Source organism: Paraburkholderia sp. JHI869, from assembly GCF_038900775.1.
In the GTDB taxonomy this organism is placed as follows: Bacteria; Pseudomonadota; Gammaproteobacteria; order Burkholderiales; family Burkholderiaceae; genus Paraburkholderia.
Window position 1 is genome coordinate 90,625 of sequence record NZ_JAYMSC010000003.1, and the last position, 20,907, is coordinate 111,531.

Sequence of the window (20,907 nt, forward strand, 5' to 3'; positions counted from 1 at the left end):
GGGGCCAATCGCGAAGGTGCGGCCGGCTCAGCCCCGCCGCAACCCGATAACCCGTTGAATCACCCTTTCCGATGAATCCGATTTCCCTGATCTGCATCCTCGCCGGCGTCGGCCTCAACGCGTGTGCGCAACTGTTGCTGAAAGCGGGTGTCAATGCCGTTGGACACTTCGAATTCAGCCGTGCGAACATCTTGCCCATTGGCCTGAAGCTCGCGACGCAAGTCCCGATTCTCGGCGGGCTTACCTGCTACGTGTTCAGCGTGGTCGTGTGGATCGTCGGTCTCTCGCGCGTCGACGTCTCGATCGCCTACCCGATGCTCTCGCTCGGCTACGTGGTCAATGCGTTCGCGGCGTGGTATCTGTTCGGCGAGGTGCTGAGCGTGCAGCGCCTCGTCGGCATCGGCATCATCCTGATCGGCGTGTTCGTGCTGGCGCGCAGCTAACGCGCCGCGAGACCGCTTGCAGCGCGGCCTATCGCGCCCATATAGGCATTTCGTAAGGTGCGTCGCGGCAGCCTTTGTTGCCCGGCCCCACTTTCTGACGAGCAAAGAGCAAAGCACTCATGACCCAGTCATCTCCGCAGTCGACCCTTCCGTTCCTGCCGTTCGTGCGTCCCGAAATCGACGAGGAAACCATCCAGGGCGTCGCCGACGTGCTGCGCTCTGGCTGGATCACGACCGGCCCGCAGAACCAGGCGTTCGAGGCGGCGCTCTCCGAGTACTGCGGCGGCCGGCCCGTGCGCACGTTCAACTCGGGCACGGCGACGCTCGAAATCGGACTGCGCATTGCCGGCGTGGGTCCCGGCGACGAAGTCATCACCACGCCCGCCTCGTGGGTCGCGACCAGCAACGTGGTCTACGAAGTCGGTGCGACGCCGGTGTTCGCAGACATCGATCCCGTCACGCGCAACATCGACCTCGACAAGCTCGAAGCGGCCATCACGCCGAAGACGAAAGCCATCATCCCGGTCTTCCTCTCGGGCCTGCCCGTGGACATGGACCGGCTCTACGCAATCGCCCGCCAGCACAAGCTGCGCGTGATCGAGGACGCCGCGCAGGCGTTCGGCTCGAGCTGGAACGGCAAGCGCATCGGCGCGATCGGCGACATCGTCTCGTTCAGCTTTCACGCCAACAAGAACCTTACGTCGATCGAAGGCGGCGCGCTCGTCCTCAACGACGAAGCCGAGGCCGTCCTCGCGCAGAAGTACCGCCTCCAGGGCATTACGCGCACGGGCTTCGACGGCATGGACTGCGACGTGCTCGGCGGCAAGTACAATCTCACGGATGTCGCGGCGCGCGTCGGGCTCGGCCAGCTCAAGCACATCGAGCGCTTCACCCGTCAGCGCCACGCGCTCGCGCGCGCCTACTTCGCGGGTTTCGAGGGCGGCGCGGCGGTGAAGCTCGGCATGGGCCTGCCGCTCGCCGACTTCGCCAACAGCAACTGGCACATGTTTCAGATCACGCTGCCGCTCGAGAAGCTCGCGATCGATCGCGCCGGTTTCATGGGCGAACTCAAGGAGCGCGGCATCGGCTCGGGCGTGCATTACCCGGCCATCCACCTCTTCACGCTCTACCGCGAGCGCGGTTTCAAGGCGGGTATGTTCCCGCACGCGGAGCGCTTCGGCGCGAGCACGGTCACGTTGCCGCTCTTCACGCAGATGAACGAAGCCGACGTGGCGCGCGTGTGCAGCGCGGTGAACGAGATTTGCGCAAAGTTTGGAAAGTAAGCGGTAGAAGTCGACAGACGTAATCAGCAGGTAGAAACAGGGGAAACGCAAACTGGATGGCGCAGCACATGCGCCGCCAGACTGCGCACGCAGCAAACCGAAGCATCCAATAACGGAATCGACGCACACATGAGTCAAACGGAACAAGGCACCTTGACCCCGGACATGCCGGAAGTCTCGGTCATCATTCCGGTCTACAACGAGGAAGCTGGCCTTCCCGCGCTGTTCGCGCGCCTGTATCCGGCGCTCGACCAGCTCGGCACCTCGTACGAAGTGATCTTCATCAACGACGGCAGCCGCGACCGCTCGGCCGCGATGCTCGCCGAGCAGTTCCGCGCGCGGCCCGATACCACGCGCGCGATCCTGCTCAACGGCAACTACGGCCAGCACATGGCGATTCTCGCGGGCTTCGAGCAGGCGCGCGGCGAGATCGTCATCACGCTCGACGCCGACCTGCAGAATCCGCCCGAGGAAATCGGCAAGCTCGTCGAGAAGATGCGCGAGGGCTACGACTACGTCGGCACCATCCGCAAGCAGCGCCAGGACAGCCTCTGGCGGCGCAAGGCCTCGCAGGCAATGAACCGTCTGCGCGAGCGCATCACGCGCATCAAGATGACCGACCAGGGCTGCATGCTGCGCGCGTACAACCGCCGCATCATCGACACGATCAACCGCTGCGGCGAAATCAATACCTTCATTCCCGCGCTCGCCTACACGTTCTCGCAGAACCCGGTCGAGGTGGAGGTCGCGCACGAGGAGCGCTTCGCGGGCGAATCGAAGTACTCGCTCTACAGCCTCATTCGCCTGAATTTCGACCTCGTGACGGGCTTCTCCGTCGTGCCGCTGCAGTGGCTGTCGTTCATCGGCGTGATCCTCTCGCTCGGGTCGGCCGGCCTCTTCCTGCTGCTGCTGATTCGCCGCTTCATCCTCGGCGCGGAAGTGCAAGGCGTGTTCACGCTGTTCGCCATTACGTTCTTCATGCTCGGCGTGATCATCTTCGCGCTCGGGCTGCTTGGCGAATACATCGGCCGCATCTACCAGCAGGTGCGCGCGCGCCCGCGTTACCTGATCCAGACGATCCTCGAGGAGCGTAATAGCCGCGCCGTCGTCGATACGCCGCGCCAGGATTTCATGCAGGCCGCCGCGTTTGCGCAGCCGACGCCGCCGGTGCAACCGGCGAAAGTCACGACGAACCCGGCCAACGAAGGAGCCGGTCAATGAAGCCGCGCGCCGTTGTCTTCGCGTATCACAACGTGGGCGTGCGCTGCTTGCAGGTGCTGCTCGCGGGCGGCGTCGACGTTGCGCTTGTCGTCACGCATGAAGACAGCCCGACCGAGAACATCTGGTTCGGCAGCGTGAAGTCGGTGGCCGAGGAGCACGACATCGAGGTCGTCACACCCGCCGACCCGAAGAGCGCCGAGTTGCGCGCGGCCGTTTCCGCGGCGCGCCCGGACTTCATCTTCTCGTTCTACTACCGGCACATGCTGCCCGTGGACCTGCTCGCCCTAGCCGGGCGCGGCGCGTACAACGTGCACGGCTCGCTCCTGCCGAAGTACAGGGGCCGCGTGCCCACGAACTGGGCCGTGCTCAACGGCGAGACCGAAACCGGCGCCACCCTGCACGAGATGGCCGCGAAGCCCGACGCGGGCGCCATCGTCGCGCAAACGCCGGTGCCGATCCTCCCCGACGACACCGCCGCGCAGGTATTCGACAAGGTCACGGTCGCCGCCGAGCAAACACTTTGGCGCGTGCTGCCCGCGCTGATCGCGGGCGAGGCACCGCATCTGCCGAACGACCTCACGCGAGGCAGCTACTTTGGCGGGCGCAAGCCGGAGGACGGCCGCCTCGATTTCAGCCAGAGCGCGCAGCAGGTGTACAACCTGATCCGCGCCGTCGCGCCGCCCTATCCGGGCGCGTTCACCGACATTGGCAACGAGCGTTTCGTGATTGCCGGCGCGCGTCTCGTGCGGCCCGGATCGCAAGATGCCGAAAGGGTCCGCCCCCTCGCCGGATTGCCCGTGGGCATCCACGTAAGCGATAATGCGCTTTTCGCCGTCTGCGGCGACGCACGCGCCATCGCGATCCACGAACTGCGGCATGCGAAGAACGGTCAGGAGACCGTCATCAGCCCCGCCGCGTTCTCCGAACTCATTTCATCTGTCCCCCGTCCATGACCAAAAAAGTTCTGATCCTGGGTGTGAACGGCTTTATCGGCCACCACCTCTCCAAGCGCATCCTCGAAAACACGAACTGGGAAGTGTTCGGCATGGACATGCAGACGGATCGCCTCGGCGACCTCGTCAAGCATGAGCGTATGCACTTCTTCGAAGGCGACATCACGATCAACAAGGAGTGGGTCGAGTACCACGTCAAGAAGTGCGACGTGATCCTGCCGCTCGTCGCCATCGCTACGCCCGCGACCTACGTGCAGCAGCCGCTGCGCGTGTTCGAACTCGACTTCGAGGCGAACCTGCCGATCGTGCGTTCGGCCGTGAAGTACCGCAAGCACCTCGTCTTCCCGTCGACCTCCGAGGTCTACGGCATGTGCTCGGACGAGCAGTTCGACCCGGACGCCTCGGCGCTGACCTACGGCCCGATCAACAAGCCGCGCTGGATCTACGCGTGCTCGAAGCAGCTCATGGACCGCGTGATCTGGGGTTACGGCATGGAAGGCCTGAACTTCACGCTGTTCCGTCCGTTCAACTGGATCGGCCCGGGCCTCGACTCGATCTACACGCCGAAGGAAGGCTCGTCGCGCGTCGTGACGCAGTTCCTCGGCCACATCGTGCGCGGCGAGAACATCAGCCTCGTGGACGGCGGCGCGCAAAAGCGTGCGTTCACCGACATCGACGACGGCATCGAAGCGCTGATGAAGATCATCGAGAACAAGGACGGCGTCGCCACGGGCAAGATCTACAACATCGGCAACCCGACCAACAACTTCTCGGTGCGCGAACTCGCACACAAGATGCTCGCGCTCGCCGCCGAATTCCCCGAATACGCGGAAACGGCGAAGAAGGTGCAGCTTGTCGAAACGTCGTCGGGCGCGTACTACGGCGCGGGCTACCAGGACGTGCAGAACCGCGTGCCGAAGATCGACAACACGAAGCAGGAGCTGAACTGGGCGCCGAAGTCGACTTTCGACGAAGCGCTGCGCAAGATCTTCGAAGCGTACCGCGGCCATGTGGCCGACGCCCGTGCGCTCGTCGAGCAGCACTAAGCGTCAAAGAAAGGTCCTCGTCACTTGGCCCGCATCGTCCTGAAAATCGACGTCGACACGCTGCGCGGTACGCGCGAAGGCGTGCCGAATCTCGCGCGCATCTTCGACCGCTACAAGGCGCGCGCCACGTTCCTGTTCAGCCTCGGCCCCGATCACACGGGCTGGGCGCTGCGCCGCGTGTTGCGGCCGGGCTTTCTGAAGAAGGTCTCGCGCACGTCGGTCGTCGAGCACTACGGCGTGAAGCAGCTGATGTACGGCGTGCTCTTGCCGGGTCCGGATATCGGTGTGGAAGCCGCGGCTGAAATGCGCGCGATTCACGAAGCCGGCTTCGAGTGCGGCATCCATACGTGGGATCACGTGTACTGGCAGGACAACGTGCGCAAGCGCGACGCGCAATGGACCGCGCGCCAGATGCAGAAGAGCCACGACCGCTTCACGCGCATCTTCGGCACACCGCCCGTCACGCACGGCGCGGCGGGCTGGCAGATGAACGAGGCCGCCTTCGAGCAGATCGACACGTGGGGCATGAAGTACGCCTCGGACGGGCGCGGTCATTCGCCCTACCGTCCGGTGGTGGCGGGCCGCACGCTGAGCCATGTGCAGATGCCCACCACGCTGCCCACGCTCGACGAGGTGCTCGGTGTGGATGGCGTCGACATCGACACGGTCGCCGCGTGGATGCTCAAGCGCACTGAAAACAACCCGCACGACCAGGTCTTCACGCTGCACGCCGAACTCGAAGGCCAGAAGCTCGCGCCGGTGTTCGAGCAGTTGCTCGCGGGCTGGCGCGCGCAAGGCCACACGTTTGCCACGATGGGCGACTACCATGCGACGCTGGACCCTGAATCGCTGCCATCGTACCCTGTCACCTGGGGCGAGATCGCCGGCCGCTCCGGCCAGCTGATCGTTCAGCCCGACTGAATCCGCCGCCCGCGCGCCGCGGGGTCCCTGCCAGGACCCGCGCCCGCGCAAAGCCCCCCGCCGCGGGCGGCACGCCGTCCCGGCGAAACGGCGCCGCAGCCTCCAGCCAGAAAGTGCTGCGGCCACGCCAGCCTATAACAAAGGGAGAGCCACGTGCCTGACGTGACCATCGCAGTCGACCACCCCGTTCCGGACTTCACCGCCCCCGCCACCGGCGGCGACTTCACGCTGTCGAGCCTGAAGGGCAGCAAGGTGGTGCTCTACTTCTATCCGAAAGACAACACGCCGGGCTGCACGACCGAAGGCCTGCAGTTCCGCGACCTCTCTCCGAAGTTCAAGAAGGCCGGCGCGCAGATCGTGGGCGTGTCGCGCGACAGCGTGCGCTCGCACGATAACTTCAAGGCCAAGCTCGAACTGCCGTTTACCTTGGTATCGGATGCCGACGAAGCGCTCTGCACGCTCTTCGACGTCATCAAATTGAAGAAAATGTATGGCAAACAGGTACGAGGTATCGAACGCTCGACCTTCCTGATCGACGCGACCGGCGTGCTGCGCCAGGAGTGGCGCGGCATCAAGGTCCCGGGCCACGTCGAGGAAGTTCTGGAGGCTGTACAAGCGCTTTGAGGAGCGTTATATTGGGCTGCAATGAGTGCCTGTCCAACCCTTTTTACGTCGCGTTGCGGCGGTTTCGCAGCCGGTCATGGAATGACCGGAAATGCGCATCCGAGGCACCGGGACAACACCGAAGTGAAGCCGCTTGCCTCGTCATCCGGGGCGGCGGCTTTTTTGTTTGTTCCACGCTGTTCCCTCCCGCTTTTCTCCCCGTTTGCGCCGGCTTTGCGACCCGGCGCGAGCAAACGTCAAGGAGCTGATCGAAAACCAGGCGAACCGGCATTTTCTGACCTGAGCGCGCACCTTGCGCAGTAACGGCGGGAGCCTACCCGGCACCTGCACGCACCGCCCGAAAGCGCGCCTTACTGGGTAACCCCGCGACCACTCGACCCGATTTTTTCGAGGGACACCATGCCTTTGCCTACTCCCCCCAGCAAGCTCGGCAACCTGCTGCCGCCCGAAGAATACAAGGCGCGTGCCCGCACGACGCGCAGCACACGCAAGGCCGCGAGCGAGAACGACGCGGCCGACGTTGCCGAATACGGCCCTGCGAGCGTCGCCGAGCCGATGACGCAGGCCGCCAACGCCGCGACCACGCTGCGCACGGTGCCGCTTTCGAGCGCCAGCGCCGAACTGTCCGCGCTCGAGCCGGTCGCACCGGCGCCCGCGCGCAACAAACGCAACAACAGCAAGCAAGTCACAGCCGCGCTGCTGCAGCCTCTCGAGGCACGCACCGATGCCGACGCGCCCGTTGCCCGCGGCGGCAAACCCGCTTCGGCCAAAGCCTCCGGCGGCGCCGCTGCGCCCGCCACGCGTGCCGGCACGAAAAAACGCGTGCATCCCGAAGAGAGCACCGAAGTCCAGAAGCTCTTCGTGCTCGACACGAACGTGCTGATGCACGACCCGACCTGCCTGTTCCGTTTCGAGGAGCACGACGTCTATCTGCCGATGATGACGTTGGAGGAACTCGACAACCACAAGAAGGGCATGTCGGAAGTCGCGCGCAACGCGCGCCAGGTGAGCCGCACGCTCGACCAGCTGGTCGCCAATGCGGGCCCGATCTCCGAAGGCATTTCGCTTGGCCGCCTCGGCAGCCGCGAAGCACTCGGGCGCCTGTACTTCCAGACCACGCTCACGCATATCGATCCGGTCGACGGCCTGCCCCAGGGCAAAGCCGACAACCAGATCCTCGGTGTGGTGCGCGCGCTGCAGCGCGACCGGCCGGACCGTCTCGTCGTGCTGGTGTCGAAAGACATCAACATGCGCATCAAGGCCCACGCGCTCGGCCTGCCCGCGGAAGACTACTTCAACGACCAGGTTCTCGAAGACAAGGACCTGCTCTACTCGGGCGTGCGTGCGCTCCAGCAGGACTTCTGGTCGAAGCACGCAAAGGGCATGGAGTCCTGGCAGGACACCAAGACCGGCACGACGTACTACCGCGTGACGGGCCCCGAGTGCCTTTCGATGCTCGTGAACGAGTTCGTGTATCTCGAGCCGCAAAACGGCGAGCCCGCGTTCCATGCGATCGTGCGCGAGCTCAACGGCAAGACGGCGCTTTTGCAGACGCTGCGCGACTACGGTCACCACAAGAACAACGTGTGGGGCATCACGGCGCGCAACCGCGAGCAGAACTTCGCGCTGAACCTGCTGATGAACCCGGAGATCGACTTCGTCACGCTGCTCGGCCAGGCCGGCACAGGCAAGACGCTCGTCGCGCTCGCGGCGGGCCTCGCGCAGGTGCTCGACGAGAAGCGCTACAACGAGATCATCGTCACGCGTGCGACGGTGCCGGTTGGCGAGGACATCGGCTTCCTGCCGGGCACTGAAGAAGAAAAGATGCAGCCGTGGATGGGCGCCTTCGACGATAACCTCGAAGTGCTCCAGAAAACCGACGACGCCGCCGGCGAATGGGGCCGCGCCGCGACCCAGGAGCTGATCCGCTCGCGTCTGAAGGTGAAGAGCATGAACTTCATGCGCGGCCGCACGTTCGTGGACAAGTATCTGATCATCGACGAGGCGCAGAACCTGACGCCGAAGCAGATGAAGACGCTCGTCACGCGTGCGGGTCCGGGCACGAAGATCGTGTGTCTGGGCAACATCGCGCAGATCGACACGCCGTACCTCACGGAAGGCAGCTCGGGCCTCACCTACGTGGTGGACCGCTTCAAGGGCTGGGCGCACAGCGGCCACGTGACGCTCGCTCGCGGCGAACGCTCGCGGCTTGCCGATTACGCGTCCGATATTCTGTAATCCGTTCGCAGAGCGCCGCTTTCAGGGGCGTTCGTGCACATGACAAGGACCGTATCCGGGAACCCGGATGCGGTCCTTTTTTATTGTCCAGACGTCCCCCAGGCACAACAGTTGGCGTCCGAACTTCAAGTAAGTTGTGAAGAATCCTTGCGAAAGCGCTGACACGCGGGCTACCATCCGCCCATGACCCGTTTTCCCAATGACGCACGCGTCGCGCGCGCCATCTTCGCTTCATGCGCCGACTCTGGCTTCCGCTTCTGATCGCAGTCCTGCTTGCCGCGTGCTCCAGCGCGCCGCAAAAGGTATCGCGCAGCGGTTCGTCTTCCGGCGAAAACGCGTGGCGCACCAGGCCGCCGGGCTTTCCCAATTTCGTCGATCACAGCGTGGGCCGCGAGGAAATCTCGATCCAGGCGATGGGGCTCGTCGGCATTCCGTATCGCTGGGGCGGCAACACACCCGACAGCGGCTTCGATTGCAGCGGTCTCGTGAAATACGTGCTCGCGCGCTCGGCCTCCGTCGACTTGCCGCGCACGACAGCCGAAATGAGCACGCGCGGAGATACGATCGAACCCGACGAGATCGCAGCCGGCGATCTCGTCTTCTTCAATACGACTGGGCGGCCGCATTCGCACGTCGGGATTTACGTCGGAAACCTGCGTTTCGTCAATGCGCCTTCGACGGGCGGCACAGTGCGGCTCGACTATCTGGCCAACCCCTACTGGGCAAAGCGCTTCGACGGAATCCGCCGGATGGCGCCGCCGAAGCGCACGCCTTTCGAGACACCGACGTGGCAAGCGTCTGCACCGGCTGAACGTACGCCCGGCGTGAGCGCCGCGCCACCCGCTGCCGCGATGGCGAGCGTCGCGCCCGTTGTAGTTGCACAGCCCGCGCCGCGAGCCGTCGCCGCGAGCCAGAATCGCATCGTTGCCGTGCCGCAGCCAGCCTATGCCGCAGCGCCGGCCACGACTGTGCCGGCGGGTTCGACAACCGCGGCCGCCCCGGCCGACGCGTTCGAGCCGCCACCCGCCTCGCTCGGCGCCGCACAAACGCAGGCACACGACGCGGGCGCGCTCGCACCTGCGGTTGTACCTGCCAACAACGCATCTGCCTACGCGGCCAACCCTGCGGCCAACCCCGTGCCCAACCCCGCCGCCGGCGCCCCACGCGACGCGATCGACGCCGCCGCCGACGCCTTCGAGCCCCCGCCGCCCACTGCAACCGCAGCAGCGCGCCAGGCGGGCCAGGTGGGCTCGACGCCGATCCAGACGGCCTCCCCATCCCCCGGCGGCGCGCAGATCATGCGCGCATCGACAGCCGGCTCAGTGTTGCCCGCCCCGACCCAGACCAGCGATGACCCCATCGCGCGCTTCGCCAACGGTGGTGACTGAAGCGCCCGCGCTGCGGCGCTGAGCGGCGCATTGCCCCTGGCCGAAAGGCGCGACATGCTTTCAGCGGTTTCCGGCGCCCTGCGCGTCTGCTATCGTTTTGGGACCGTTTTTCATACTTTCGCGCAGCGAGGCGACGATGGATCTTGGACTCAGCAAGAAGGTGGTACTCGTGACGGGCGGCAGCAAGGGCATCGGCCTTGCCTGCGCGCGCGCCTTTGCGCAGGAAGGCGCCCGTGTGGCGATCGTCTCGCGCGACCCCGCCAACCTTGCGCGCGCCCGCGAGCAACTGGCGAGCGAGGGCCTGCACGTGCACCTCACGCGCGCGGACCTGCACGAAGCGCATAGCGCCGCAGACGTAGTCGAAGAAGTCTCCACGGCGGTGGGCCCCATCGATATCCTCATCAACAGCGCGGGCGCGGCACGCCGCTACGACCCGGAATCGCTCGACGCGGACGCGTTCAAGGCCACGATGGAGGCGAAATATTTCCCCTACATCTACCCGCAGCAGGAAGTGCTGCGCCGCATGGTGCAGCGGATCAAGGCGGGCGAAAGCATGGAGCCCGGGGCCATCGTCAACATCATCGGCATGGGCGGGAAGTTCGCGAGCGACATCCATATCGCGGGAGGCGCGGCCAACGCGGCGCTGATGCTCGCCACGGTGGGTCTCGCGCACTACCACGCGCGCTATGGCATCCGCATCAACGCGATCAACCCGGGCGCCACACTCACGGAGCGTTTGCAGGAGGCGGTTCAACTGGAGGCGCAGCGCACGGGCGTCGGCGCAGAAGAGGCGTTGGCGAGCGGCGAGTCGAAGGTGCCGCTCGGGCGGTATGCGAAGCCGGAGGAAATTGCCGATGTCGCGCTCTTCCTCGCGAGCCGGCGCGCGAGCTACGTCACTGGCGCGCTGATTCCAATGGATGGGGCGAGCACGCCGCTGATCTGAAGCGCCCGCCAGCGCGCTGACGTGGCCTCAAAAGCACTGCGGCGCCCGAAGGCGCCGCAGGTTTTACATGAAGCGGTGACCGAGCCACCAGGCGGCCGCGGCCAGCGTGGCCGAGGCCGGTATGGTCAACACCCAGGCCCAGACGATGTTGCCCGCCACGCCCCAGCGCACCGCGCTGAGCTTCTGCGTCGCGCCAACGCCGACAATCGCGCCAGTGATCGTGTGCGTGGTCGAGACGGGAATGCCCATCCACGAAGCCGTGAAGAGCGTGAGCGCCCCGCCCGCCTCCGCGCAGAAGCCGCCCACCGGCTTGAGCTTGGTGATCTTCTGGCCCATGGTGCGCACGATGCGCCAGCCACCGAACAGCGTGCCCAGACCCATCGACAGATAGCACCCGCCGATCACCCAGATCGGCGGCGCGTCCGAGCCGATCGCCGAGTAGCCTGTTGCGATCAGCAGCATCCAGATGATGCCGATGGTCTTCTGCGCGTCGTTGCCGCCGTGGCCGAGGCTATAAAGGCTGGCGGAGATCAGCTGCAGGCGCCGGAAGCGCCGGTCGACCTTGCTTGGCGGCGTGCGGAAGTACAGCCACGACACCGTGAGCATGAAGAACGAACCCAGAATGAAACCGAGCAGCGGCGAGATGAAGATGAACGCCACGGTCTTCATAAGGCCGTCGAAGTTGAGCGAGGCCCAGCCCGACTTCGCGAGCGCCGCGCCGACGAGACCGCCGATCAGCGCGTGCGAGGAACTCGACGGAATGCCGTAGTACCAGGTGAGCACGTTCCAGCCGATCGCGCCCATCAACGCGCCGAACACCACGTAATGGTCGACGATATCGGGGTCGATCGTGCCCTTGCCCACCGTCTGCGCCACCTTCAGGTGGAACACGAAATAGGCGATCACGTTGAACATGGCGGCAAACGCCACCGCCTGCTGCGGCTTCAGAACCCCCGTGGACACGACCGTGGCGATGGAATTCGCCGCGTCGTGAAAGCCGTTCATGAAGTCGAAGATGAGGGCGATGGCGACCAGCGTCGCGACCGCCCAGAGGGCGAGTTGTATCGATTGCATCGCGGTCCGCTCAGGCGTTCTCTAGCACGATGCCTTCGATGATGTTCGCGACATCCTCGCACTTGTCCGTGATCGCTTCGAGCAGTTCGTAGATTGCCTTCAGCTTGATCAGCGTCTTGACGTTGTCTTCCTCGCGGAAGAGCTTCGAAATGGCGGAGCGCAACAGGCGGTCGGCGTCGGATTCGAGGCGATCGATGTCCTCGCAGGCCTTGAGGATCTCGCGCGCCTGCTTCATGTCGGAGAGGAGCCCGACGGCCAGTTGCACGCGCTCGGCCGTCGCCGTCACCACGTGCGCGAGCTGGCTCGCCTCGGCGGTCACGGCCTGCACGTCGTAAAGCGAAATGGCGGTAGCGACGTCCTCCATGAGGTCGAGGCAGTCGTCCATCGTCGTGATCAGCTTGTGGATCTCGTCGCGATCGAGCGGCGTGATGAAGGTCTTGTGCAGCAGGTCGATCGCCTCGTGCGTGAGCTTGTCGGCGGCCTTTTCGGCGGCCTGCACGTTCTGCTTGTGGACCTCGGCGTTGGCGAGGTTATCGATCAGGAGTTCGAGTTCGCGGCTCGCGGAAACGATGCATTTCGCATGCGCGTTGAAAATCTCGAAGAACTTGCCCTCGGTGGGCATGAATCGACCGAACATTGGTATCCCGGAAATTGGTCTCGGATTGCCGTCACGAAGCGGTAACTACGCGGCAACTAAGCGGCAAATTAAGCGACAGAGCTGACTGTCATAAAACGGCAATATTGTATCGTCAGGCGAGAGCCGCCGCATGAATCGGCAGCCGCCAACGCGGCATTTGCGCCACTTTGGCGCAAGCCGCGCAAGCAATCGCCTTATTCGCCGTAGAAGTTCTGCGCCCCGGCAAAATTATCGAATTTCGTGTATTGACCGTGGAACGTGAGGCGAACGGGTCCGATCGGACCGTTACGCTGCTTGCCGATGATGACTTCGGCCGTGCCCTTGTCGGGGCTGTCGGGGTTGTAGACTTCGTCGCGATAAATGAACAGGATCACGTCCGCGTCCTGTTCAATTGCGCCCGATTCGCGCAAGTCCGACATCACCGGACGCTTGTTCGGACGCTGCTCGAGACCGCGGTTCAGCTGCGAAAGCGCGATCACGGGCACGTCCAGTTCCTTCGCCAAACTCTTGAGCGAACGCGAGATTTCGGAAATTTCAGTCGCCCGGTTCTCACCCGACGACGAGCCGCTCATGAGCTGCAGGTAGTCGATGATGATGAGGCCGAGCTTGCCGCACTGGCGCGACAGACGCCGCGCGCGCGAGCGCAATTCCATCGGGTTCAGGCCGCCCGTTTCGTCGATGAAGATCTGCGCCTCGCTCATTTTCTGCACGGCGTGCGTGAGCTTCGGCCAGTCCTCGTCGGTCAGCCGGCCCGTACGCATACGGTGCTGGTCCAGACGTCCGACCGAGCCGAGCATACGCATGATGAGCTGCGTGCCTGGCATTTCCATCGAGAAGACCGCGACCGGCAAACCGTATTCCACGGCCACGTACTCGCCGATGTTCATCGACAAAGCCGTTTTACCCATCGACGGGCGCCCCGCCACAATGATCAGCTCGCCGCCGTGCATGCCCGAAGTCATGCGATCGAGGTCAACGAAACCCGTGGGTGTACCCGTCACGTCGGTCGGGTTGGCCGTGTGATAGAGCGTGTCGATGCGCTCCACGACCTGCGTGAGCAGCGGCCCGATCTCGAGGAAGCCCTGAGTGCCGCGCGCGCCGTCTTCGGCGATCGAGAACACCTTCGACTCGGCCTCATCGAGCAGCTGGCGCACCTCCTTGCCCTGCGGGTTGAAGGCGTCGGCCGAAATTTCGTCGGCGACGGAAACGAGGCGCCGCAACACCGCGCGGTCACGCACGATTTCCGCGTAGCGGCGAATGTTCGCAGCGCTCGGCGTGTTCTGCGCCAACGCGTTGAGGTACGCGAGTCCGCCCACGTCATCCGCTTTGCCCGAGGTGCCGAGCGCTTCGTACACCGTCACCACGTCCGCTGGGCGCGTAGCCGCGATCAGCCGGCCAATGTGCTCGAAGATGATGCGGTGATCGTAGCGATAGAAGTCGCTTTGCGAGAGGAAGTCGGCAATCCGGTCCCATGCGCTGTTATCCAGCAGCAGGCCGCCGAGCACCGATTGCTCGGCTTCGATTGAATGCGGCGGGACTTTCAACGAGTCGATTTGGGGATCTTTCGGAGCGTTCATGGAGGGCAATTATCGGACAAGGGGGTGCCTCGAACAAGCGTGAAAACTCGCAACGAGCGTCCAGACAGCGCACAACAAAAAAGGCAGAAGCCCTGCGGCTCCTGCCCTTCCTGAGTCTTGCGTCAAACCGCGCGGCCCGCGAGGACCGCACGTTGATACTTAGGCGTGCTCGCCCAGCACCGACACCGTGACGTCGACGATGACGTCGGTGTGCAGCGCAACGTGCACCGGGTGGTCGCCCACCATCTTCAGCGGGCCTTCCGGCAGACGCACTTGCGCCTTTTCCACTGCGAAGCCTTGCTTCGTGAGCGCAACGGCGATGTCCGCGTTCGTGACCGAACCGAACAGACGGCCGTCCACGCCGGCCTTCTGGCCGATCTGAACGGTCAGGCCGTTCAGCTTTTCGCCTTCGGCTTGCGCAGCTGCCAGCTTTTCAGCGGCGGCCTTTTCGAGTTCAGCGCGGCGAACTTCGAATTCAGCGATTGCGTCCTTCGTTGCACGGCGTGCCTTCTTGTTCGGGATCAGGAAGTTACGTGCGTAACCGTCCTTCACCTTCACGATGTCGCCGAGGTTACCCAGGTTGACGACTTTTTCCAGAAGAATGATCTGCATTCTATTGCTCCTTATCGCGTCGTCTTGTTAGGCCTTGTGCTGGTCGGTGTACGGCATCAGCGCGAGGAAACGCGCGCGCTTGATAGCCGTGTCCAGCTGACGCTGATAGTGGGCCTTCGTACCCGTCAGACGAGCCGGCGTGATCTTGCCGTTTTCGCCGATGAAGTCCTTCAGCGTATCGAGGTCCTTGTAGTCGATCTGTTCGACGTTTGCAGCCGTGAAGCGGCAGAACTTCTTACGCTTGAAGAGCGGGTTTTGTTGCTGACGACGCTTGTCGAATTTCTTACCAGTCGGGCGGGGCATGATTAGTCCTTTCCTGTGCCTTGCATTTCGGTGATGTGAAACACCAGGGTTCGCGCATTGCGGTGCTTTTTCGCCAGAAAACCGGTGAAGAGCGCTTCCACGCCCATCTCACAGCTTTCCACGAGACCGCAGGCCTTGCCGGCCGCCACCGCGGGCATCGTGAGCTCGACGAAGCGGGGAATGCCGGCTTCGACGACCTCCGTGCGGTGCTGCAACGTGACGCTTGCAATCGGAACGCCGGCGGGGGTGTACCGCACCGGTTCGCGTTCGACGACGCTAGCCGTAAGCTGCAGCCTGTTCACGGGGCTAACTTAGGCAAATGAGCTTGAATCCTGATGGCTTGTACTTAAGCCTGCGCTTCGGTCGGCTGGGCAGCCGCCTTCTTGGCTTCTTCGCGCTGCACTTCCTTCATCATCGGCGACGGGCCGGTTTCGGCCTTCTTCATCTTGACGATGAGGTGACGCAGAACAGCGTCGTTGAACTTGAACGCGTGTTCCAGTTCGTCGAGCGTGGTCTGGTCGCATTCGATGTTCATGCAGACGTAGTGAGCCTTCGCGAGTTTCTCGATCATGTAGGCCAGTTGACGACGGCCCCAGTCTTCGATGCGGTGGATCTGGCCACCGTGCGAGGTGATCGTGCTCTTGTAGCGCTCGATCATGGCGGGCACTTGCTCGCTCTGATCGGGATGCACGATGAAGACGATTTCGTAATGACGCATGTTCACTCCTTGTGCTGACTTGTGGATATAAGCCACCCGGGCGTCGGAACCGGTGCGGCAAGTGAGAAGCCGAAGATTGTAGCGCGGATGGGCTACGCACGCAAGACAGATCGTGCGCTCCGGCAATGATTCGGACGTGTTTTCAATGACTTGCACGGCGGGGAGCGTCCTGAAGACGCCCCTTTGCGCCCGTGAGAGATGGCAGTCTAGCTGCCGGCCGCCTCGCTCGCGCCGCCCGCGAGACGGGCATCGAGCGCCGCGCGCAGGCCGTCGAGCGCGTCCGCGCCAGCGTCCGTCACGGCCCACAAGGTCATGCCGGCCGCCTGCCAGCGCAGGATCGAGTAGCCTTCGCTCGAACTCTGCGGCGCGGCGCCCGAGACGGCCGGCCCGCTCGCGCCCGGCGGGAATACATAAACGTCGATCACATGCTTGCCATGGTGATAGACCAGCACGGCGACACGTTCGCGCCCCACATAATCGAGGCGTCCGCCCGCCAGCGCAAAGCCCTGCTGCGCCAGATCAAAGACGGGCGGCGCATAGTCGATGCGGCCGTTGAACCACGGCTTCACCGTATGGCGGTCGGTCGATATCACGTCGATGTCGCGGCCCGAGATCTGGGCTCGCACGTGGCTCGACACGAGATCGTCGACGAAGGCCGTTTCAGCGGCCGGGCGGCGCAGATGTAGCGTAGCGATCACAGCCAGCGCACAAAGGATCAGCACCGCGCAGCCGAACCACGCGAGCGTGGCCGCGCGCGGGACAGCGTTCGCGACCGGAGCACTCCAGCCGCCACCGCTCACACCACCCCGCGCATCGCCGTTACCTGGCCACCAGTTGCGTACCCAAGCGCGCCAGCCGCGCGCTGGGGCTGGCGAAGGCGTTGCCCTGGCAGGCGCCGCGTCGGTCGCCGGCAATGCCGCGACGATACGCGCGGCAAGCCCAGCCGGCGCTCGGTGGTACGGCGCGGAGCGGATCATTTGAGAAATAGCCTGAGCATCGTCGGCGACGCGGCGGCACTGCTCGCAACCTGAGAGATGCTCGCGTACACGCCATTCGTCGGCGGCGGAGAGTTCGCGGTCGACGCTCGCGTCGACCAGCGGGCGCGCTTCGTTACAGTTCATCTGGCGCCTCCTTCGTGCGGCCTTCGGTGCGAGAGCGAGGATGCATCGGCGCTCCGCCGTCGGCGGCCGGCTCCTCGCGGAACCGACCGCCGCTCCCCCGGCCGGATGGTCTCCTGGCTTGATTGCTTCCCCCGACACCTGCCCTGTCGTCCGCGCAGCCGTGGGCGCGTACAACCGAATCGCTTGCAGACTCACTGGCCGCAGAGCTCGCCGAAGCGCCGCCGCGATACCCCGCCAGCAGCGTCGCCAAACGCCTGCGGCCACGTGCGAGCCGCGACATCACGGTGCCGACCGGCAAGTCGGCGATCGCCGCGATCTCGCGGTAGCCCAGTTCCTCCAGCTCGCGCAGCACCAGCACTTCCCGATACTCCACCGGCAGGCGCCTCAGCGCGTCATGCACCTGGCGCGTGTCCTCGGCGCGGATCGCGAGCGTCTCGGGATCGACGCCGCCGGTTTCCCAGCCTTCGAGCGGCGCGTCGTCGCGCAACTCATCGAATGGCGCCACCTCTTCCGCGCCCGCTCGCCGCCGCCATTCGTCGTACCAGACGCGCCGCACGATCGCGAGCAACCATGGGCGTGCCTCGTCGCCGCGAAACGCGTCGAAGAAGCGAAACGCCCGCAGAAACGCCTCCTGGACGATATCTTCCGCGTCGCCCGGGTTGCGCGAGAGCCAGCGCGCGAGGTTGTACGCCGCATCGAGATGCGGCAGCGCCAGCGCCTGAAAGCGGCGGCTGCGGCTTGCCTCATCCTGCTCGTACGCGGTTTCGCCCACGTCGTCCCCTTCGCGTCTTCGTCTGGCTTGCTTGCGCGACCGTGGCCGCTATACAGGCACTACCGAAGCTCGGGCCAGTTTATTCCCGCTATCTGCGCGCGAAAATGAAAAATAAATGCGAAATGCTTCATTACGCGCCGGTCCAGTAGCCCGGCCGCGCGTAGACCTGCTTGAGGTAGTCGATGAAATAGCGCACGCGCGCCGGCACGTAACGCTGCTGCGGATACACCGCGAGGATGTCGTAATCGGGCAGCGCGTACTCGTCGAGCACGGTTTCGAGTTCGCCGCGCGCCAGCTGGGCGTCGATCTCCCAGGTCGAACGCCAGCCGATGCCGAGGCTCTCGGTCACCCAGCGGTGCAGCAGCTCGCCGTCGTTGCAGTCGAGCGTGCCGCCCACGCGCACCGTCACGAGCTTGCCGCCGCGGCTGAAATACCAGCCCCGGTTCTGGCCGCCCTGCAGGTTGAACGCGAGGCAATTGTGGTTCGGCAGGTCTTCGAGCGTTTTCGGCCGTCCGTACTTGCGGAAATACTCTGGCGTGCCGCACACCACGCGCCGGTTCGTGGCGAGCTTCACGGCGACAAAGTTCGGGTCCACCGCGCCGCCGATGCGGATCGACAGGTCATAGCCCTCACGCACCAGATCGACCACGCGGTCGGTGAGATTGAACGACACCTGGAGTTCGGGCTTGTCGGCGAGAAACTCAGGCGCAAGCGGCGCGACGTGCTTGCGCCCGAACGCTGCCGGCGCCGAGACGATCAGATGGCCGCTCACCACCTGACGGCCGGCGGATAGCTCGTTTTCGGCCTGATCCCAGTCCGCGAGCAGGCCGCGGCAGCGCTCGAGAAACGCTGCGCCCTCCTCGCTCACCACCAGCCGCCGCGTCGAGCGGTAAATGAGCTTCACGCCCAGACGCTTTTCCAGCGCGTCGATACGCCGCCCGAGGATCACCGGCGAGACGCCTTCCTCGAGCGCCGCCGCCGCGAGGCTGCCCGCGTCCGCGACCCGCACGAAGGTTTCGATCTGTTTGAATCGGTCCATCTCCTGTCTCCTTGCCCTGCCATCTGTCAGGCGCCGCGTCTGAAGCCCCGCCCCGCCAGCATTCCATACTTTTTGTTTCGGAATAAACGACCTGGACTGATCTTATCAAACCTTTCCTGCGCCCCTAAAGTAGGCCTCAACGCTTAGCCATTCCTCGCATACCGAGACATTCAGGAGACAATCATGGCCAAAATGAGAGCCGTCGACGCCGCTGTTCTGGTGCTCGAGAAAGAAGGCATCGACACCGCTTTCGGCGTGCCGGGAGCCGCCATCAATCCGTTTTACTCGGCGATGAAAAAAGCCGGCGGCATCACGCACGTGCTGGCGCGCCACGTCGAAGGCGCCTCGCACATGGCCGAAGGCTATACGCGTGCCACGCCCGGCAACATCGGCGTGTGTATCGGCACCTCTGGCCCCGCGGGTACCGACATGATTACGGGCCTCTACTCGGCCCAGGCCGATTCGATTCCGATCCTCGCGATAACGGGCCAGGCGCCGCGCGCCCGCCTCTACAAGGAAGACTTCCAGGCCGTCGACATCGAGTCGATCGCCAAGCCCGTCACGAAGTGGGCCGTGACGGTGCGTGAGCCGGCGCTCGTGCCGCGCGTGTTCCAGCAGGCGTTCCACCTCATGCGCTCGGGCCGTCCGGGTCCGGTGCTGGTCGATCTGCCGATCGACGTGCAACTCGCCGAAATCGAATTCGACATCGACACCTACGAGCCGCTGCCGGTCTACAAGCCGAAGGCAACGCGCAAGCAGATCGAAGCTGCCCTCGAGTTGCTCAACGCCAGCGAAAAGCCGCTGATCGTCTCCGGCGGCGGCGTGCTCAACGCAGCGGCCGAAGACCTGCTCGTCAAGTTCGCCGAAACGGTGGGCGTGCCCGTGATCCCGACGCTCATGTCGTGGGGCGCGATTGCCGACGACCATCCGCTCATGGCCGGCATGGTCGGCCTGCAGACCTCGCACCGCTACGGCAACGCCACGATGCTCGCCTCCGACTTCGTGCTCGGCGTCGGCAACCGTTGGGCGAACCGCCATACGGGCAGCGTCGAGGTCTACACGAAGGGCCGCAAGTTCGTGCACGTCGATATCGAACCGACGCAGATTGGCCGCGTGTTCGGCCCGGATCTCGGCATCGTCTCGGATGCGAAGGCCGCGCTTGAACTCTTCGTCGAAATCGCGCAGGAATGGAAAGCCGCGGGCAAGTTGAAGGACCGCAGCGCGTGGGTGGCCGACTGCCAGCAACGCAAGCGCACGATGCTTCGCAAGACGCACTTCGAAAACACGCCGATCAAGCCGCAACGCGTGTACGAAGAGATGAACAAGGTGTTTGGCCGCGACACCTGCTACGTGAGCACCATCGGCCTTTCCCAGATCGCCGGTGCGCAGTTCCTGCACGTGTACAAGGCGCGCAACTGGATCAACTGCGGCCAGGCAGGCCCGCTCGGCTGGACGATTCCCGCAGCGCTCGGTGTGCGCGCAGCCGATCCGACGCGCCCCATCGTGGCGCTCTCGGGCGACTACGACTTCCAGTTCATGGTCGAAGAGCTGGCCGTGGGCGCGCAGTTCAAGCTGCCGTACGTGCATGTGGTCGTGAACAACTCGTACCTTGGCCTGATCCGCCAGGCGCAGCGCGCGTTCGACATGGACTTCTGCGTGCAGCTCGCGTTCGAGAACATCAACGCGCCTGAAGTGAACGGCTATGGCGTCGATCACGTGACGGTTGCCGAAGGCCTCGGCTGCAAGGCGCTGCGTGTGTTCAAGCCGGAAGAGATCGCACCGGCGCTGAAGCAGGCGCAGTCGATGGCCGCCGAGTTCAGCGTGCCGGTGGTCGTCGAAGTGATTCTCGAGCGTGTGACCAACATCTCGATGGGCACCGAAATCGACGCCATCAACGAGTTCGAAGAACTGGCCGAAAAGCCCGAGCACGCGCCGACTGCCATCAGCGCGATGAATGCCCTCGACTGAGCGCACTCGACCACGCATCACTGCAG

Annotated in this window: 21 protein-coding genes; 11 read left to right on the forward strand and 10 right to left on the reverse strand. The window is 64.5% G+C overall.

The window, feature by feature from the left end:
* The first annotated feature begins 71 nt into the window (after nucleotides 1–71).
* From VSR72_RS06820 to VSR72_RS06865, 10 genes are all read left to right on the forward strand, one after another.
* Complete coding sequence (locus VSR72_RS06820; RefSeq protein WP_028204911.1) at nucleotides 72–443, forward strand: SMR family transporter; 372 nt, start codon at nucleotides 72–74, stop codon at nucleotides 441–443.
* 119 nt (nucleotides 444–562) lie between these two features.
* Nucleotides 563–1,726: a DegT/DnrJ/EryC1/StrS aminotransferase family protein gene (locus VSR72_RS06825; protein ID WP_342951663.1), complete on the forward strand. Its 1,164-nt coding sequence runs from the start codon at nucleotides 563–565 to the stop codon at nucleotides 1,724–1,726.
* Between the two features lie 129 nt (nucleotides 1,727–1,855).
* A complete protein-coding gene (locus VSR72_RS06830) occupies nucleotides 1,856–2,947 on the forward strand; it encodes a glycosyltransferase (protein WP_342951664.1) in 1,092 nt (363 codons plus the stop codon).
* Nucleotides 2,944–3,900, forward strand: a complete 957-nt coding sequence (locus VSR72_RS06835) for a formyltransferase (protein WP_342951665.1) — start codon at nucleotides 2,944–2,946, stop codon at nucleotides 3,898–3,900. Before VSR72_RS06830 ends, VSR72_RS06835 begins: the two co-directional genes overlap by 4 nt.
* The gene (locus VSR72_RS06840) at nucleotides 3,897–4,946 is read left to right on the forward strand and encodes a bifunctional UDP-4-keto-pentose/UDP-xylose synthase (RefSeq protein ID WP_342951666.1); all 1,050 of its coding nucleotides are present in this window, start codon (nucleotides 3,897–3,899) and stop codon (nucleotides 4,944–4,946) included. The genes VSR72_RS06835 and VSR72_RS06840 overlap by 4 nt, the downstream gene beginning before the upstream one ends.
* Nucleotides 4,947–4,970: 24 nt before the next feature.
* Nucleotides 4,971–5,867 carry a polysaccharide deacetylase family protein gene (locus VSR72_RS06845; protein WP_342951667.1) on the forward strand — a complete coding sequence of 299 codons (897 nt, stop codon included), beginning with the start codon at nucleotides 4,971–4,973 and terminating at the stop codon, nucleotides 5,865–5,867.
* A gap of 162 nt (nucleotides 5,868–6,029) precedes the next feature.
* The gene (locus VSR72_RS06850; protein ID WP_321936791.1) at nucleotides 6,030–6,491 is read left to right on the forward strand and encodes a peroxiredoxin; all 462 of its coding nucleotides are present in this window, start codon (nucleotides 6,030–6,032) and stop codon (nucleotides 6,489–6,491) included.
* Nucleotides 6,492–6,890: 399 nt separating this feature from the next.
* Nucleotides 6,891–8,729, forward strand: a complete 1,839-nt coding sequence (locus VSR72_RS06855; protein ID WP_342951668.1) for a PhoH family protein — start codon at nucleotides 6,891–6,893, stop codon at nucleotides 8,727–8,729.
* Nucleotides 8,730–8,962: 233 nt separating this feature from the next.
* Nucleotides 8,963–10,117 (forward strand): C40 family peptidase, encoded by a 1,155-nt coding sequence (locus VSR72_RS06860; protein WP_342951669.1) that lies wholly within the window; start codon nucleotides 8,963–8,965, stop codon nucleotides 10,115–10,117.
* 136 nt (nucleotides 10,118–10,253) lie between these two features.
* Complete coding sequence (locus tag VSR72_RS06865; RefSeq protein WP_342951670.1) at nucleotides 10,254–11,060, forward strand: SDR family oxidoreductase; 807 nt, start codon at nucleotides 10,254–10,256, stop codon at nucleotides 11,058–11,060.
* Between the two features lie 63 nt (nucleotides 11,061–11,123).
* On the opposite strand, the gene VSR72_RS06870 is transcribed toward VSR72_RS06865, so the two are convergent.
* From VSR72_RS06870 to VSR72_RS06915, 10 genes are all read right to left on the reverse strand, one after another.
* A complete protein-coding gene (locus VSR72_RS06870) occupies nucleotides 11,124–12,134 on the reverse strand; it encodes an inorganic phosphate transporter (RefSeq protein WP_201696883.1) in 1,011 nt (336 codons plus the stop codon).
* 10 nt (nucleotides 12,135–12,144) lie between these two features.
* On the reverse strand, nucleotides 12,145–12,771 hold the full coding sequence (locus VSR72_RS06875; protein WP_342951671.1) for a DUF47 domain-containing protein: 627 nt from the start codon (nucleotides 12,769–12,771) through the stop codon (nucleotides 12,145–12,147).
* 194 nt (nucleotides 12,772–12,965) lie between these two features.
* A complete protein-coding gene (locus tag VSR72_RS06880; protein ID WP_342951672.1) occupies nucleotides 12,966–14,348 on the reverse strand; it encodes a replicative DNA helicase in 1,383 nt (460 codons plus the stop codon).
* A gap of 159 nt (nucleotides 14,349–14,507) precedes the next feature.
* A complete protein-coding gene (gene rplI / locus VSR72_RS06885) occupies nucleotides 14,508–14,960 on the reverse strand; it encodes a 50S ribosomal protein L9 (protein ID WP_342951673.1) in 453 nt (150 codons plus the stop codon).
* Between the two features lie 27 nt (nucleotides 14,961–14,987).
* The gene (rpsR, locus tag VSR72_RS06890) at nucleotides 14,988–15,263 is read right to left on the reverse strand and encodes a 30S ribosomal protein S18 (protein WP_027797225.1); all 276 of its coding nucleotides are present in this window, start codon (nucleotides 15,261–15,263) and stop codon (nucleotides 14,988–14,990) included.
* A gap of 2 nt (nucleotides 15,264–15,265) precedes the next feature.
* On the reverse strand, nucleotides 15,266–15,565 hold the full coding sequence (priB, locus tag VSR72_RS06895; protein WP_028204898.1) for a primosomal replication protein N: 300 nt from the start codon (nucleotides 15,563–15,565) through the stop codon (nucleotides 15,266–15,268).
* Between the two features lie 44 nt (nucleotides 15,566–15,609).
* A complete protein-coding gene (rpsF, locus tag VSR72_RS06900; protein WP_027818337.1) occupies nucleotides 15,610–15,981 on the reverse strand; it encodes a 30S ribosomal protein S6 in 372 nt (123 codons plus the stop codon).
* 206 nt (nucleotides 15,982–16,187) lie between these two features.
* Entirely contained in the window at nucleotides 16,188–17,102 is a 915-nt protein-coding gene (locus VSR72_RS06905; RefSeq protein ID WP_342951674.1) for a zf-HC2 domain-containing protein, read from the reverse strand.
* Nucleotides 17,092–17,874: an RNA polymerase sigma factor gene (locus VSR72_RS06910; protein WP_342951675.1), complete on the reverse strand. Its 783-nt coding sequence runs from the start codon at nucleotides 17,872–17,874 to the stop codon at nucleotides 17,092–17,094. The genes VSR72_RS06905 and VSR72_RS06910 overlap by 11 nt, the downstream gene beginning before the upstream one ends.
* 130 nt (nucleotides 17,875–18,004) lie before the next feature.
* The gene (locus tag VSR72_RS06915) at nucleotides 18,005–18,913 is read right to left on the reverse strand and encodes a LysR substrate-binding domain-containing protein (protein WP_342951676.1); all 909 of its coding nucleotides are present in this window, start codon (nucleotides 18,911–18,913) and stop codon (nucleotides 18,005–18,007) included.
* A 183-nt stretch (nucleotides 18,914–19,096) separates the two neighbouring features.
* On the opposite strand from VSR72_RS06915, the gene gcl reads away from it, so the two are divergent.
* A complete protein-coding gene (gene gcl / locus VSR72_RS06920; RefSeq protein WP_342951677.1) occupies nucleotides 19,097–20,881 on the forward strand; it encodes a glyoxylate carboligase in 1,785 nt (594 codons plus the stop codon).
* The last annotated feature ends 26 nt before the right edge of the window (nucleotides 20,882–20,907 follow it).

What these genes read in the sequence shown, in the direction of transcription:
- VSR72_RS06865 (WP_342951670.1), top strand. Translation starts at nt 10,254, where the DNA reads ATGGATCTTGGACTCAGCAAGAAGGTGGTACTCGTGACGGGCGGCAGC.
- VSR72_RS06870 (WP_201696883.1), bottom strand. Translation starts at nt 12,134, where the DNA reads ATGCAATCGATACAACTCGCCCTCTGGGCGGTCGCGACGCTGGTCGCC.
- VSR72_RS06860 (WP_342951669.1), top strand. Translation starts at nt 8,963, where the DNA reads ATGCGCCGACTCTGGCTTCCGCTTCTGATCGCAGTCCTGCTTGCCGCG.
- VSR72_RS06830 (WP_342951664.1), top strand. Translation starts at nt 1,856, where the DNA reads ATGAGTCAAACGGAACAAGGCACCTTGACCCCGGACATGCCGGAAGTC.
- VSR72_RS06855 (WP_342951668.1), top strand. Translation starts at nt 6,891, where the DNA reads ATGCCTTTGCCTACTCCCCCCAGCAAGCTCGGCAACCTGCTGCCGCCC.
- VSR72_RS06915 (WP_342951676.1), bottom strand. Translation starts at nt 18,913, where the DNA reads ATGGACCGATTCAAACAGATCGAAACCTTCGTGCGGGTCGCGGACGCG.
- VSR72_RS06880 (WP_342951672.1), bottom strand. Translation starts at nt 14,348, where the DNA reads ATGAACGCTCCGAAAGATCCCCAAATCGACTCGTTGAAAGTCCCGCCG.
- VSR72_RS06820 (WP_028204911.1), top strand. Translation starts at nt 72, where the DNA reads ATGAATCCGATTTCCCTGATCTGCATCCTCGCCGGCGTCGGCCTCAAC.
- VSR72_RS06875 (WP_342951671.1), bottom strand. Translation starts at nt 12,771, where the DNA reads ATGTTCGGTCGATTCATGCCCACCGAGGGCAAGTTCTTCGAGATTTTC.
- VSR72_RS06905 (WP_342951674.1), bottom strand. Translation starts at nt 17,102, where the DNA reads ATGAACTGTAACGAAGCGCGCCCGCTGGTCGACGCGAGCGTCGACCGC.
- rpsF (WP_027818337.1), bottom strand. Translation starts at nt 15,981, where the DNA reads ATGCGTCATTACGAAATCGTCTTCATCGTGCATCCCGATCAGAGCGAG.
- gcl (WP_342951677.1), top strand. Translation starts at nt 19,097, where the DNA reads ATGGCCAAAATGAGAGCCGTCGACGCCGCTGTTCTGGTGCTCGAGAAA.
- rplI (WP_342951673.1), bottom strand. Translation starts at nt 14,960, where the DNA reads ATGCAGATCATTCTTCTGGAAAAAGTCGTCAACCTGGGTAACCTCGGC.
- VSR72_RS06835 (WP_342951665.1), top strand. Translation starts at nt 2,944, where the DNA reads ATGAAGCCGCGCGCCGTTGTCTTCGCGTATCACAACGTGGGCGTGCGC.
- VSR72_RS06840 (WP_342951666.1), top strand. Translation starts at nt 3,897, where the DNA reads ATGACCAAAAAAGTTCTGATCCTGGGTGTGAACGGCTTTATCGGCCAC.
- VSR72_RS06825 (WP_342951663.1), top strand. Translation starts at nt 563, where the DNA reads ATGACCCAGTCATCTCCGCAGTCGACCCTTCCGTTCCTGCCGTTCGTG.
- rpsR (WP_027797225.1), bottom strand. Translation starts at nt 15,263, where the DNA reads ATGCCCCGCCCGACTGGTAAGAAATTCGACAAGCGTCGTCAGCAACAA.